The sequence below is a fragment of the Rhizobium hidalgonense genome (assembly GCF_005862185.2).
Classification (GTDB): domain Bacteria; phylum Pseudomonadota; class Alphaproteobacteria; order Rhizobiales; family Rhizobiaceae; genus Rhizobium; species Rhizobium hidalgonense.
Map to the genome: position 1 here is coordinate 2,173,944 of NZ_CP054027.1, position 13,145 is coordinate 2,187,088.

The 13,145-nt window shown below is 62.9% G+C and carries 12 protein-coding genes; 7 read left to right on the forward strand and 5 right to left on the reverse strand.

The window, feature by feature from the left end:
• Nucleotides 1-65 precede the first annotated feature (65 nt).
• Complete coding sequence (locus FFM81_RS10385; protein WP_138384269.1) at nucleotides 66-1,211, forward strand: DUF2336 domain-containing protein; 1,146 nt, start codon at nucleotides 66-68, stop codon at nucleotides 1,209-1,211.
• Here the strand turns inward: FFM81_RS10385 and FFM81_RS10390 are convergent.
• Nucleotides 1,208-1,618: a hypothetical protein gene (locus FFM81_RS10390; protein WP_138384270.1), complete on the reverse strand. Its 411-nt coding sequence runs from the start codon at nucleotides 1,616-1,618 to the stop codon at nucleotides 1,208-1,210. The two genes, FFM81_RS10385 and FFM81_RS10390, sit on opposite strands and share 4 nt — an antisense overlap.
• A 129-nt stretch (nucleotides 1,619-1,747) precedes the next feature.
• Here FFM81_RS10390 and FFM81_RS10395 point away from each other — a divergent pair, with 129 nt between their 5' ends.
• A complete protein-coding gene (locus FFM81_RS10395) occupies nucleotides 1,748-2,206 on the forward strand; it encodes a GNAT family N-acetyltransferase (protein WP_138384271.1) in 459 nt (152 codons plus the stop codon).
• Between the two features lie 4 nt (nucleotides 2,207-2,210).
• Here FFM81_RS10395 and FFM81_RS10400 read toward each other — a convergent pair whose 3' ends face one another.
• The 3 genes from FFM81_RS10400 to parE all read right to left on the reverse strand — a co-directional run bounded on the left by FFM81_RS10400 (nucleotide 2,211) and on the right by parE (nucleotide 6,977).
• A complete protein-coding gene (locus FFM81_RS10400) occupies nucleotides 2,211-3,413 on the reverse strand; it encodes an AI-2E family transporter (protein WP_138384272.1) in 1,203 nt (400 codons plus the stop codon).
• A gap of 115 nt (nucleotides 3,414-3,528) precedes the next feature.
• Entirely contained in the window at nucleotides 3,529-4,668 is a 1,140-nt protein-coding gene (locus FFM81_RS10405; RefSeq protein WP_138384273.1) for an esterase-like activity of phytase family protein, read from the reverse strand.
• A 191-nt stretch (nucleotides 4,669-4,859) separates the two neighbouring features.
• A complete protein-coding gene (parE, locus tag FFM81_RS10410) occupies nucleotides 4,860-6,977 on the reverse strand; it encodes a DNA topoisomerase IV subunit B (RefSeq protein ID WP_003573015.1) in 2,118 nt (705 codons plus the stop codon).
• A 221-nt stretch (nucleotides 6,978-7,198) separates the two neighbouring features.
• Between parE and FFM81_RS10415 the strand changes: the two genes are divergently transcribed.
• The 5 genes from FFM81_RS10415 (at nucleotide 7,199) to FFM81_RS10435 (ending at nucleotide 11,971) form a co-directional block, all read left to right on the forward strand.
• Nucleotides 7,199-8,098, forward strand: coding sequence for an alpha/beta hydrolase (locus tag FFM81_RS10415; protein WP_138384274.1), 900 nt, complete (start codon nucleotides 7,199-7,201; stop codon nucleotides 8,096-8,098).
• A gap of 137 nt (nucleotides 8,099-8,235) precedes the next feature.
• Nucleotides 8,236-9,006, forward strand: a complete 771-nt coding sequence (gene tpiA / locus FFM81_RS10420; RefSeq protein WP_003573019.1) for a triose-phosphate isomerase — start codon at nucleotides 8,236-8,238, stop codon at nucleotides 9,004-9,006.
• 118 nt (nucleotides 9,007-9,124) lie between these two features.
• Entirely contained in the window at nucleotides 9,125-9,652 is a 528-nt protein-coding gene (gene secG / locus FFM81_RS10425; RefSeq protein ID WP_025416215.1) for a preprotein translocase subunit SecG, read from the forward strand.
• Between the two features lie 144 nt (nucleotides 9,653-9,796).
• The gene (pyrG, locus tag FFM81_RS10430) at nucleotides 9,797-11,425 is read left to right on the forward strand and encodes a CTP synthase (RefSeq protein ID WP_025416214.1); all 1,629 of its coding nucleotides are present in this window, start codon (nucleotides 9,797-9,799) and stop codon (nucleotides 11,423-11,425) included.
• A gap of 75 nt (nucleotides 11,426-11,500) precedes the next feature.
• Entirely contained in the window at nucleotides 11,501-11,971 is a 471-nt protein-coding gene (locus FFM81_RS10435; RefSeq protein ID WP_025416213.1) for an SRPBCC family protein, read from the forward strand.
• Between the two features lie 41 nt (nucleotides 11,972-12,012).
• Here FFM81_RS10435 and FFM81_RS10440 read toward each other — a convergent pair whose 3' ends face one another.
• Nucleotides 12,013-13,101, reverse strand: a complete 1,089-nt coding sequence (locus tag FFM81_RS10440; RefSeq protein ID WP_003573026.1) for a citrate synthase/methylcitrate synthase — start codon at nucleotides 13,099-13,101, stop codon at nucleotides 12,013-12,015.
• Nucleotides 13,102-13,145 lie beyond the last annotated feature (44 nt).

Genomic DNA, 13,145 nt, shown 5'->3' on the forward strand with positions numbered 1-13,145 from the left:
CCAATCTTAAACCTTTTGCCGCTACGGTCGCAGCATTGAATGAAACGCGAAGGAATCGCGTTCAAGTGCTGGGGCGTCGCGTGATCATAGAAGCTTTCCTTCGTTGGATCGAAACGGCCAAGACCGGCGACCGGGCCCGGGCCGCGAATGCCCTCGGGCGAGCCTATCTGCAGTCCGAGATGACGGTGGACGAGCGGTCGGCGGCCGAGATGGCGATGACCTTTCTGCTCGACGATCCTTCACCGCGCGTGCGGCTGGCACTTGCCGAGGCGATCGCCTGGTCACCTGATGCGCCGCGCAGCCTGGTCCTTTCGCTTGCCGAGGACCAGCCCGAGGTCGCCTGCCATGCGGTGACCTGTTCGCCTCTTCTGGGTGATGCCGATCTTGTCGATCTTGCGGCGCGTGGCAACGGCGCCACCCGCATGCTGATCGCGGCGAGGGCGCATGTAACGCGCCCGGTTTCGGCGGCACTTGCGGAGGTTGGCGACGAGGAAGAACTGCTCTGCCTGCTCGAGAACGACGGCGCGGTGATCTCCAGCCAATCCCTGAAACGTATCGCCGAACGGCTCGGCGACGGCTGCGACATCCGCAACCTGCTTCTCGACCGCAGCGATCTTCCCGCCGATGCCCGGCAGCTGCTCACCCAGCATGTCAGCAATGCGCTGGTGGGGTTGCCGCTCGCACAGGCGGCGATTGGCCTGCAGCGGCTCCAGCGCATCAGTCGTGAGGCGACCGAGGCCGCCATCGTTTCGATCGCCGGCGACATCGCCCCGCGCGAAATCCCCGATCTCGTCCAGCATCTGCGCCTCAACGGCCGGCTGACGCCATCCTTCCTGATGCAGGCGCTCTGCGCCGGCAAGGTGGATTTCTTCGCCGGCGCGATCGTCGATCTCACAGGCTGCGGCGAACGCCGGGTGCGCTCGATCCTGGCAACCGGGCGCATGCATGCGGTGCGCGCGCTCTACGAGTCCGCCGGCCTTCCGAGAGACATCAGCGTCATCTTCGTCGAGGCGACGATGCTGTGGCGTGATGCTGCCAGAAAAGCGTCGGTCAGCGTGACCGGCGCAATCTGCGCCCGTCTTCTCGAAAAATTCCGCCATCATGACGGCGCGCATGGCGAGATCGGCGAGTTGCTCGACATGGTGGAAAAGCTTGGTGTCGCCGAACAGCGGCAGTCGGCCCGCGTTTATGCGGCGCTTGCGGCTGCTTAATCGGCCAGCCGCGTCACGACCCAGGAATAGCTGGCGGAGACGAAATGCACTGGCTTGGCGAGCGTATCTTTGACGCTCCTGCCGGTGGGCAGGTGATCGCGGACCCGTCCGGCAATGTCGTCGGCAAAGGCAAGCAAGCCCTGGGGGCGCTGTTCGGCCGCAGCGGGAACGGCCGGCGGTACCGGCGCCGGCTTCGGCTGTTCGGCGGCAGCGACGGCTTTCGGCGCCTCGCATACCGCAATCACCGAGGGATAGCTGACATTGGCATAGGTTTTCAGCCGACGTTCGGATTCGGCATCGCAGGCGGCAACCGTCTCCCAGCGTTTGTCGACTGTCGCGACATAGCTGCACTGGCTGATGGAATCGTCGCAACCGAGAATGGTCATCGCGATCAGCACCGCTTGCATATTTTGCCTCCTTGGCTATTGAGCATGTCATCGTCTTAGAGGGCGCAATTCCAACCGAATGAAGGCAAGGGCATTAACTCTTGGTCATGTCGGAAAAAATTGTGCCCTGCGCCAGCAGAAAGAGACAGCATGTCCGTCACCATCGCCATGGAGCCGCCGCGTCAGGAGGGCGTCATCCGCCTGCTCGATCTTTCCGATGCCTATGCGCAGTCGCTCTATCCCGCCGAGAGCAACCATCTGGTCGATCTCTCCCTACTGGAGAAGCCTTCGGTGAGTTTCCTGGTCGCGCGCAACGACGATGCGATCGTCGGCTGCTGCGCGCTGGTCGAGGCCGGCGATGGCACGGCGGAGATCAAGCGGATGTTTGTCGACCCAGAGGCGAGGGGGCTGAGGATTGCCAGCGGCCTGATGAACGGGCTGGAAGCGATCGCGAGGGATAAACGACTGACGGCGATCCGACTTGAAACCGGCATCTACCAGCCCGAGGCGATCGCTCTCTACCGCAAATACGGTTACCAGGACATCGAGCCTTTCGGCAGCTATCTGCCGGACCCGCTCAGCCTGTTCATGGAAAAGCGGCTGGGATAAAGGTTCAGCCTTCGGCGACGCGGGGGATCGTTTTGGACGGCGGCGCCTGCTCGTCGAGGAGGACCTGTGGTCCCGTCTCGCCCTTTTCAGCGTTGCGGGCCTCGTGGATCCACTCGCGCCAGATGGCGACGATCAGTGCCATCAGCACGGGGCCGATGAAGAGGCCGAGGAATCCCATCGTCTTGACGCCGCCGACGAGGCCGAAAAAGGTCGGCAGGAAGGGCAGCTTGATTGGGCCGCCGACGAGCTTCGGCCGCAGCGTCTTATCGACGATGAAGAGTTCGACCGTTCCCCAGACGAAGAGACCGACGCCGGCGACATGCGAGCCGCTCGCCAGCAGATAGATCGAGACCAGCGTGAAGGAGAGCGGCGCGCCGCCCGGGATCAGCGCCATGACGCCTGTGAGCACACCGAGTGTCACCGGCGACGGCACGCCGGCAATCCAGTAGGCGAGGCCGAGCACGATGCCTTCGCCGATGGCAATCAGCGTCATGCCCATGACGGTGGAGCTGATCGTCGCCGGCACGACGCGGGAAATGCGCTCCCAGCGGTTCGGCAGGATGCGCTCGCCCAGCATGTCGATCTGTTTGGAGAAGGAAAAACCGTCGCGATAGACGAAGAACAGCGCGATCAGCATGAAGAGCAGCGTCAGCAGCAGGTGAAAGGCGCCGCCGCCGGCCGCAAGTACGGCGCGGTAGATATTGCCGATATTGGCGCCGCTAACCGCCTGGATGACCTCGCCGAGGGCGCCGGGGCTGCCGATATATTTGGTCCAGACTTCATCGAGATAGGCGCCTGCCCACGGCAGCGCAACGATCCAGGCCGGTGTCGGGGCGCCGGCGCGATTGGCGTGGATGGTCCAGGCAACCCAGTTGCGCACTTCGCCCGTCGTATAGGTGACCGCAAGCCCGATCGGGATCACCAGGAAGGTGATGATCATGATGATGGCGATGGTTGCGGCGATCGTGGTATTGCCGCCGACGCGGGCAAGAAGCTTGCGGTAGAGCGGCCAGCTGGCAAAGCCGATGACGAGAGCCGCCAGCACCGGCACGAGGAAGCCGTAGAAGAAATAGACACCGGCCGCGACGATGAGAACCAGCAGCCAGCGCGCCGCCGAGATGGAGGGAATCAACGGCGTACGTGTTGGCGCTGACGATCCGAGCCATCGCGGTTCATGATTGCTTTTCTGACGGTCGAACACACCCACACGCGCCTCTTCTTTTTCTTATGCTCTGGTTATGGGCCATCAACCCGGCGGTTTCAAGGTCCGCACCGTGAAAGCGCATACAAAGCGTCGCTATTCGGCGGGCAGAGCTGATGTCTTACTGTTGCGGGCGACGTAAAATCTTGAAGGCGTAAAATTGCGTCTTCTGGCCGGCCGAGAAATTATTGTCGGAGCCGAGAATGAGGACGTCGCTGCCGTCCTTGGCCTTGCCCCAGGACATCGCCTCGATATTGTCGGGAACGAGGCCGATTGCTCTCAAATCAAGGATCTGGCTCTTGCGGGCGGGAACGACGCGCTGGTCGTTCTTGGTGAGCGAAGCGATGGCGGATACGTCGGTCGCGTCGGCCAGATCCATCATCATGATCTTGATGCTGTTGCGGAAGCCCTGGGCATAGCTGCGCTCGACGGCGAGCAGACGGTGATCGTCGAGTGCCAGCATTTCCGACATGCCGTTGTCGTTGCCGCCATCGGGCTTGGTGGCGGCCTGCGGGATCGGCGAGACCGGATAGACATATTGAGCCTTCGGCTCGCCGCTGGCGCCGTCGTAGCGGATGATGCGCGACAGGCTGCCCGAGGTCAGCGAGGGGTTGGGGCCGTCCTGGTAGAGCGCAGCTTCGACACCGACGAAAACATCGCCGGACGGTGCGACGGCGAGATCCTCGAAGGCGAGGTTATCGCGGATGCCGGTCGACTTGTCGGCGGTCGGCGCAAAGCCCTCCGGCAGCTTGAATTCGCGCACGAACGAACCGTCCGGCGCAGCGACGCGGACGAAGGGCGGCAGTAGCGCCTTGCCGTCGCCTTCGCTGCCCCAATAGATGCCGTCCTTGCCGAGGCGGATCGCTTCCGGATCGACGGTCCTGGCGGCGAAGGGCTCGCCGTTCTTATCCTTTAGCGTCACCTGTTTGACTACCGAGACACCCTCGAGACCCGCCGTTTCGACATCGACGTCCAGCTCATAGAAGCGGGCCGGGGCTCTTTCGGAGCGGTCGTCGCTGATGGCGATGTAGTGGCCGGTGGCGGCATCGAAATCGAGGCCTGATATGCCGCCGAATTCGACGCCGTTTTCCATGTGGCCGCTGGGGATGACGAATTCACCGAGATAGGAGAGCGAAATGCCGGCGGCGCAATCGCCGAAGGGGCAGGCGGTCTCGACGGTGGCGCCGATATCGGTGGCGCTGGCGGTGACGGTGCTGGACAGGAGAACGAAAGCGGCTGTCGCGAGAAAACGCTTGGTCATGACAAGATCCGGCAAGGGGTTGAAACGAGCCGGCGCAGATGTTCCCTCAAGGGCGTGCGCCGATCGCTTCATGCGCCGGTTGTTTGACGGAGTTGTTACGGTTCTTCGTCAGTTCGATGAAATCGTTGATGCTCAAATGTGGGCGCGCCGAACCTTGTCTATCCCGCGGTTCGGCGCGCTATCAGTATGTTTTAAATATCGAGATTTTCGGCAAAGGCCGCGCGCTCCTGGATGAAGCGGAAGCGGGCTTCCGGCTTGGTGCCCATCAGATCGTCGACGGCGCTGCGGGTGCCTTCGAAATCCACCTCGTCGATCATGACCTTGAGCAGGGTGCGCTTGGACGGATCCATGGTGGTTTCCTTGAGCTGGGCGGCCATCATCTCGCCGAGGCCCTTGAAGCGGCTGATCTCGACCTTGGCCTTGCCCTTGAATTCCGTCTGCATCAGCTCGGCGCGATGATTGTCGTCGCGGGCATAGGCGGATTTCGAGCCTTGGGTAATCTTATAGAGCGGCGGCACGGCGAGGAAGAGGTGTCCGCCGCGCACCAACTCCGGCATTTCCTGGTAGAAAAAGGTGATGAGCAGCGAGGCGATATGGGCGCCGTCGACGTCGGCATCGGTCATGACGATGATGCGCTCGTAGCGCAGGTCTTCCTGGCGGTATTTCGAGCGGGTGCCGCAGCCCAGCGCTTGGATGAGATCGGCGAGCTGCTGGTTGGCGCCAAACTTTTCGCGGCCGGCACTCGCAACGTTGAGGATCTTGCCGCGCAGAGGAAGAATGGCCTGATTAGTGCGATTGCGCGCCTGCTTGGCCGAGCCGCCTGCCGAATCGCCCTCGACGATGAAGAGTTCGGCGCCCTCGGCGGTATTCTGTGAGCAGTCGGCGAGCTTGCCAGGCAGTCGGAGCTTGCGCACCGCCGTCTTGCGGTTGACTTCCTTTTCCTTGCGGCGGCGCAGGCGCTCCTCGGCGCGCTCGATAACCCAGTCGAGCAGCTTGGCCGATTCGTTCGGATTGTCGGCAAGGTAGTGGTCGAAGGGATCGCGGAGCGCGTTCTCGACGATGCGCTGAGCCTCGACGGTCGCAAGCTTGTCCTTGGTCTGGCCGACGAATTCCGGCTCGCGGATGAAGACCGACAGCATGCCGACGGCCGAGATCATCACGTCATCGGTGGTGATCTGCGCAGCGCGCTTGTTCTGCGTCAGCTCGGCATAGGCCTTCAAGCCCTTGGTCAGCGCGATGCGCAGACCCGCCTCGTGCGTGCCGCCTTCGGGCGTCGGGATGGTGTTGCAATAGGAATGCACCTGCGGATCGCCGCCATACCAGGTGATCGCCCATTCCATCGAGCCGTGGCCGCTCACCTTCTCGGTTTTGCCGGCAAAGATCTCTCGGGTGACGGTGAATTCCTTGCCCATCGTCGCCTGGAGATAATCCTTCAGGCCGCCGGGGAAGTGGAAGACGGCCTTGTCGGGCACCTCAGAGCCTTCGGGCAAGACACCCGCTTCGCAGCTCCAGCGAATCTCGACGCCGCCGAACAGGTAGGCTTTGGAGCGCGCCATCCGGAACACCCGGGCGGCGTCGAACTTCATGTGATCCCCGAATATCTGCGGGTCGGGATGGAAGCGCACGCGGGTGCCGCGGCGATTGTGGACGTCGCCCAATTCTTCGAGCCCGCCCTGCGGCAGGCCGCGGGAAAAACGCTGGCGGTAAAGCTTGCGGTTACGCGCCACTTCCACTTCGAGGTCGTCGGAGAGCGCGTTGACGACCGAGACGCCGACGCCATGCAGGCCGCCCGAGGTCTCGTAGGCTTTGCCGTCGAATTTACCGCCGGCATGCAATTTGGTCATGATGACTTCGAGCGTCGACTTGCCCGGAACCTGCGGATGGTTCTCGACCGGGATGCCGCGGCCGTTGTCGGAGACGGTGATATAACCCTCGAGGTCAAGATAGACCTCGATGAAATTGGCGTGTCCAGCGACCGCCTCGTCCATCGCATTGTCGATGACTTCGGCAAATAGGTGGTGCAGCGCTTTCTCGTCTGTGCCGCCGATATACATGCCCGGGCGCATGCGCACCGGCTCGAGGCCTTCGAGGACGCGGATCGACGAGGCACCGTACTCGTCCGAGTTCGACGCAGCGGGGGCCGGGCGCGCAGAGGCTCCAGCGGCAGGAGAGGCTCCGGCATTAGGTGCAACTGCGGCGACGGGCGCAGCCGTCACCGGCGGCCGCTCGGCGGGGGCGGCAGGCTTTTGTGCCTCCTCGCGTTTCTCAGAGAGGGGCATTCCGGAAAAGAGGTCGTTGCTATCGTCCATGGAGCCGTTCAGATCTTCATCCTGTCTTGGGTCTGGCTTGGGGCTTGCATCCTCCGCCGACCCAAAATCACCGCATTTCATGTCACGTTTGCGAATCAGGCAGATTTTGCCAGAAAGCACATCTATACGCGACACCGCCCGTTTTGGCGGGCTTTTCATACATGATTTGCGTTGCCGGGCGCAGAATGGCAAGCGGCGGCAGGCTTCAGGAAACCATCCGCATGCGAATGTCCACAAGTCATTGCACTGTTATATCGGCAATTGCGGCCTTTTTCCTGTCCGCAGCCGCGCTGTCTTCCGTCGGCCCGGCGCGGGCGGCCGATACGCTGCCGCCCTTCAAGGACGATCTGTTTTCGAAGCAGACCATCTTGCAGACGGGCGATGACGGCGCCTTCGAGGTCATCGACTATGACGAGATGCGCGATATCAACGGCCGCGACCAGATCCCGCAAAAGCGGGTGCAGCAGAAATATGTGGCACTCGGCATCCGCAAGACCCAGGCCGACGAGACGCTGTCGCTCGACGGCATCGGGCTCGATGTCACCAGGGTGGGACCGGCCCAGAATGCCGCCTTCACGGTAATTTTCATCCATGGCCGCGACGGCGACCGCCGGCTGGGGGCCAACGACTACAGTTTCGGCGGCAATTTCAACCGGCTGAAGAACCTCGTCGCCGGCAATGGCGGCGTCTATTATTCGCCGACGGTCAGGAGCTTCGACAGCAACGGCGTTGCCGCGATCGCCGGCCTCATCCGTTATGCCAGCGCCCAGTCGCCGGGCCGGCCGATCATCCTTTCATGCGCCTCGATGGGCAGCCAGGTCTGCTGGGGCATTGCGCGCGACGGCGACAGCGTCAAGCGGCTGCAGGGCATGCTTATCATGAGCGGCGTCACCGATCCCGATTTCACCAGGAGCGCCTTCTACAAGGCGAAGTTGCCGCTTTGGTTCGCCCATGGCAGCCGTGACCCGGTCTATGCCGCAAGCGATCAGCAAGCGCTGTTCGAAAGCCTGCACAAGGCCAAATATCCGACGCGCTTCACGCTGTTTCAGACTGGAAATCACGGAACGCCGATGCGGATGATCGACTGGCGCAGGGTGTTAAGCTGGATTCTCGCCGGCTGAAGCGTGCCGCCCATCGTATTTCGGCAGAAATATGCGCCAGATGGCAGGGATTCCCGTTACGTCAGGGGCATGATGCTTTTCTTTGCCACAAGCTTTTGATATTGCCGCAGGCATCGACAGATTTTGGGAAGGCCGGCATGACACCTGACGTGCGACCGCTCGTGGCGGGAAATTGGAAAATGAACGGGACGCGTGCCTCCCTCGATCAGATCAAGGCGATCGCCGAGGGCGTACGCCCGCCGCTCGCCGACAAGGTCGAGGCGCTGATCTGCCCGCCGACGACGCTGCTCTACGTTGCGACTGCGCTCTGCACCGACAGCCCGCTTTCGATCGGCGCGCAGGATTGCCATCAGAAGGCATCCGGTGCGCATACCGGCGACATCTCGGCTGAAATGATCGCCGATGCTTTCGGCACCTATGTCATCGTCGGCCATTCCGAGCGGCGCACCGATCATGCCGAAACAGATCATCTGGTGCGCGCCAAGGCGGAGGCAGCCTTTGCCGCCGAACTGACGGCGATCATCTGCATCGGCGAGACGGCTGACGAACGCCGCGCGGGGCAGGCGCTCGATGTCATCAAGCGCCAGCTTTCCGCCTCGGTTCCGGACGGCGCCACCGCCGAAAGCACCGTCATCGCCTACGAGCCGATCTGGGCGATCGGCACCGGTGTGACGCCGACATCAGGCGACGTCGAAAAGGCGCATGCCTTCATGCGCGCCGAGCTCGTGGCCCGCTTCGGCAATGAAGGCCGCAAGATGCGTCTTCTCTACGGCGGCTCGGTCAAACCGACCAATGCCGGCGAGCTGATGGGCATTGCCAATGTCGACGGCGCGCTGATCGGCGGGGCGAGCTTGAAAGCCTCCGACTTCCTCGCCATTTACCGGGCCTATGAGGCGCTGCTCGCCTGAGGCATTGTTCATTCGCAGTTTATTCCGGGCCCAAGGGCTTGGAATAGATGAAAGCCTCATGTAAAGAGCCGCCAGAATTCTTACTTATGTCCGTCTTCAGGCGGGCAGGACTGGACCCATGCAGACCGTATTGATTGTCATTCATCTCATGATCGTGCTCGCCCTCGTCGGCGTCGTGCTCATCCAGCGTTCGGAAGGCGGCGGCCTCGGCATCGGCGGCGGTTCGGGCTTCATGTCGGCCCGCGGCACGGCCAATGCGCTGACGCGCACGACCGCGATCCTTGCGACCCTGTTCTTCCTGACCTCGCTCGGCCTCGGCATTCTGACGCGTTACGAAGGCCGTCCGAGCGACATTCTCGACCGCATTCCGGCAACAGGCGGCCAGGGCAACGGCATCCTCGATTCGCTCGGCGGCGGCGCGCAGGCTCCGGCAACTCCGCCGGCCGGCAACGGTGTTCCGAGCAGCGGGGCGGCAACGCCCGCGCCTCAGGCTCCCGCCGCCCAAGCTCCGGCAAGTGGGGCTCCTGCAACGACTGCTCCGGCTGCCACCGCACCGGCAACCACTGCTCCGGCGACGACTGAGCCCGCAGCTCCGGCCGCGACGCCGGCACCGGCTCAACCTTCCGGCGTCCCGACGGGACAGTAAACCGGGCTTCGACATAAACCGCCGGCAGGCCCCAGGGTCTGCCGGTTTTCTTTTGTTCAGATTCCTGCGCCACGCTCCGAAAATTCCGGAAAAGAATTTTTGGGGCTGGTGGAATCGTTTTTGAGAAGGTATCCGGTGAATCCCATGGCGCGATACGTATTCATCACTGGCGGCGTGGTTTCCTCTCTCGGAAAAGGAATTGCGGCCGCGGCTCTCGGAGCGTTGCTGCAGGCCCGTGGATATCGGGTCAGGCTTCGCAAGCTTGATCCCTATCTGAACGTGGACCCGGGCACGATGAGCCCGACCCAGCACGGCGAGGTCTTCGTCACCGACGACGGCGCGGAAACCGATCTCGATCTCGGCCACTACGAGCGCTTCACGGGGCGTTCGGCGACCAAGACCGACAACATCACCACCGGCCGCATCTACAAGAACATCATCGACAAGGAACGGCGCGGCGACTATCTCGGCGCGACGGTACAGGTCATCCCGCACGTCACCAACGAGATCAAGGATTTCGTTGTCGAGGGCAATGACGACTACGACTTCGTCATCTGCGAGATCGGCGGCACGGTCGGTGACATCGAGGCGATGCCGTTCATGGAGGCGATCCGCCAACTCGGCAACGATCTGCCGCGCGGCACCGCCGTTTACGTCCACCTGACGCTGATGCCCTACATTCCGGCGGCCGGCGAGCTGAAGACCAAGCCGACCCAGCATTCGGTCAAGGAGTTGCAGGCGCTCGGCATTCATCCCGATATCCTGCTGGTGCGCGCCGACCGCGAAATCCCGGAAGCCGAGCGCCGCAAGCTGTCGCTGTTCTGCAACGTGCGCCCGTCCGCCGTCATCCAGGCGCTCGATGTCGCCAACATCTACGATGTGCCGATCGCCTACCACAAGGAAGGCCTTGATGACGAAGTGCTTGCCGCCTTCGGCATCGAGCCGGCGCCTAAGCCGCGTCTCGACCCTTGGGAAGAGGTCTGCAACCGCATCCGCACGCCTGAGGGCGAAGTGACGATCGCGATCGTCGGCAAATATACCGGCCTCAAGGATGCCTATAAGTCGCTGATCGAGGCGCTGCATCACGGCGGCATCGCCAATCGCGTCAAGGTCAAGCTCGAATGGATCGAGTCCGAGGTCTTCGAAAAGGAAGATCCGGCGCCCTATCTCGAAAAGGTGCACGGCATCCTCGTGCCCGGCGGCTTCGGCGAACGCGGTTCGGAAGGCAAGATCCATGCGGCGCGCTTCGCCCGCGAACGCAAAGTGCCGTATTTCGGCATCTGCTTCGGCATGCAGATGGCGGTCATCGAGGCGGCGCGCAATCTCGCCGACGTGTCCGGCGCCTCCTCGACCGAATTCGGTCCGACCAAGGAGCCGGTGGTCGGCCTGATGACCGAATGGGTCAAGGGCAACGAGTTGCAGAAGCGCACGGCAGCAGGCGATCTCGGCGGCACGATGCGCCTCGGCGCCTATAAGGCGGCGCTCAAGAAGGGCACGAAAATCTCGGATATCTACGGTTCCACCGATATTTCCGAACGTCATCGCCACCGCTACGAGGTCAATGTCGACTACAAGGACAGGCTCGAGAGCTGCGGCCTCGTCTTTTCCGGCATGTCGCCGGATGGGGTGCTGCCGGAGACGATCGAATATCCCGATCACCCCTGGTTCATCGGCGTGCAATATCACCCAGAACTGAAGAGCCGGCCGCTCGACCCGCATCCGCTGTTTGCCAGCTTCATTGAAGCGGCGACGGAACAAAGCCGCCTCGTCTAACCCATGATGACGATCCAGATCGCGCGATTTCACGCGCGATCTGGGAATGTGCTTGTGCCGCTCTATTTCGCCGGCATGGCCAGCCAACGCAGCACGACCGTTTCACGCTTCATCGCCGCGCCACCCGAGCGCATCTACCGTGCCTTCCTGGACGCGGAGGCGGTCGCCACTTGGTTGCCGCCCGGTTCCATGAAGGGCATCGTCCATGCCTTCGAGGGCAGGGAACGCGGCGCCTTCAGCATGTCGCTCGTCTATCCCGATGACGAGGCGTCGCCGCCGGGCAAGACCTCTGACAAAGCAGACAGGTTCGAAGGCCGTTTTGTCAGGCTCGTGCCCGACGAACGCATTGTCTGGGCCACACGTTTCGATTCCGAAGATCAGAGCTTTTCCGGCGAGATGACGGTCAGCACGACATTGGCGCCTGCCGACGGCGGCACCGATGTGACGATGGTCTGCGACAACATCCCCTTGGGCATTCGCCTTGAAGACAATGAAGAAGGCTGTCGTTTGACGCTCGACAACCTCGCCGCCTTCATCGGTGGTTGACGCTCGGCGGCAGGGACACGCCCCGCCGCCGAGTTCCATCTTCAAGCAGCGGCCGGTAGTGGGCCGATATAGACCGAGCGCGGCCGGATCAATCGGCCGTCGAGCGCCTGTTCGCGGGCATGCGCCAGCCAACCGACGGTGCGACCGATCGCAAAGACGCCGGTGAAGGCCTGACGCGGGAAGCCGAGCGTTTCCAGCAGCAGTGCGGTATAAAATTCGACATTGACGTCGAGCGGCCGGTCCGGCTTGCGAACCTTGAGGATCGCCAAGGCAGCCGCCTCCACGGCTTCGGCCAGAGCACCGCGGGCGCTGTCCACCTGTCCGGAGGCGATCAACGGCTTCAGCGCGCCTTTCAGCGCATCGGCGCGGGGATCGCGGACGCGGTAGATGCGATGACCGAAGCCCATCAGCCTTTCGCCACGGTCGAGCGCTTCGCCGAGCCATGGCCCGGCATTCTTCGCTGTTCCGATCGCGTCCAGCATGTCGAGCACGGGACCCGGCGCACCGCCATGCAGCGGTCCTTTCAGTGCGCTCAACGCCGCCAGGACCGAAGAGGTCAGACCGGCATGCGTCGAGGCGATGACGCGCGATGCGAAGGTCGAGGCGTTGAGGCCGTGGTCCGAGATCGTCACGAGGTAGGTATCGAGTGCTGCCGTCTGCTCCTTGCTCGGCAACTTTCCGGTCAACATGCGCAGGATATCGGCCGCCTGCGACAGCGAAGCGTTGGGCGCGATCGGTCTTTGACCGCGCTGCAGCCGCAGAACCGCCGGTAGGTAGACTGCGGGCGCGGCCATGAGGCTGAGCGCCGTGTCGAAATCCTCGCCGTCGGGCAGCCGGGCAATCAGCGCCCGCATGGCATCGACCGGGGGCAGGGCGAGCACGGCGGCGTCGGCGGCTTTGATATGGCCGAACATCGCCGTTCGCGCCTTCGCCAGCCAGTCACGCAAGTCGGTTTCGCCGAAGCTTCGTTCCATCAGTCCGTCGAGCAATAAGGCGGCGACCCCTTCATAGGTGCCGCCTGCGATCAGATGATCCAGCGATACGCCGCGGATGATCAGCCGACCCGCTTCGCCGTCGACATCCGAAAGCTGCGTTTCGGCGGCAATGACATCTTCCAAGCCGTTTTTCATGTTGTTATCTCCTTTACGGCCCAGATGATCCGACCTAGTCTCAT

Excerpts from the sequence above, each read along its gene's own strand:
- parE (WP_003573015.1), bottom strand. The coding sequence starts at position 6,977 with ATGGACGATAGCAACGACCTCTTTTCCGGAATGCCCCTCTCTGAGAAA.
- pyrG (WP_025416214.1), top strand. The coding sequence starts at position 9,797 with ATGGCGCGATACGTATTCATCACTGGCGGCGTGGTTTCCTCTCTCGGA.
- FFM81_RS10395 (WP_138384271.1), top strand. The coding sequence starts at position 1,748 with ATGTCCGTCACCATCGCCATGGAGCCGCCGCGTCAGGAGGGCGTCATC.
- FFM81_RS10405 (WP_138384273.1), bottom strand. The coding sequence starts at position 4,668 with ATGACCAAGCGTTTTCTCGCGACAGCCGCTTTCGTTCTCCTGTCCAGC.
- FFM81_RS10390 (WP_138384270.1), bottom strand. The coding sequence starts at position 1,618 with ATGCAAGCGGTGCTGATCGCGATGACCATTCTCGGTTGCGACGATTCC.
- tpiA (WP_003573019.1), top strand. The coding sequence starts at position 8,236 with ATGACACCTGACGTGCGACCGCTCGTGGCGGGAAATTGGAAAATGAAC.
- FFM81_RS10415 (WP_138384274.1), top strand. The coding sequence starts at position 7,199 with ATGCGAATGTCCACAAGTCATTGCACTGTTATATCGGCAATTGCGGCC.
- FFM81_RS10440 (WP_003573026.1), bottom strand. The coding sequence starts at position 13,101 with ATGAAAAACGGCTTGGAAGATGTCATTGCCGCCGAAACGCAGCTTTCG.
- FFM81_RS10435 (WP_025416213.1), top strand. The coding sequence starts at position 11,501 with ATGGCCAGCCAACGCAGCACGACCGTTTCACGCTTCATCGCCGCGCCA.
- secG (WP_025416215.1), top strand. The coding sequence starts at position 9,125 with ATGCAGACCGTATTGATTGTCATTCATCTCATGATCGTGCTCGCCCTC.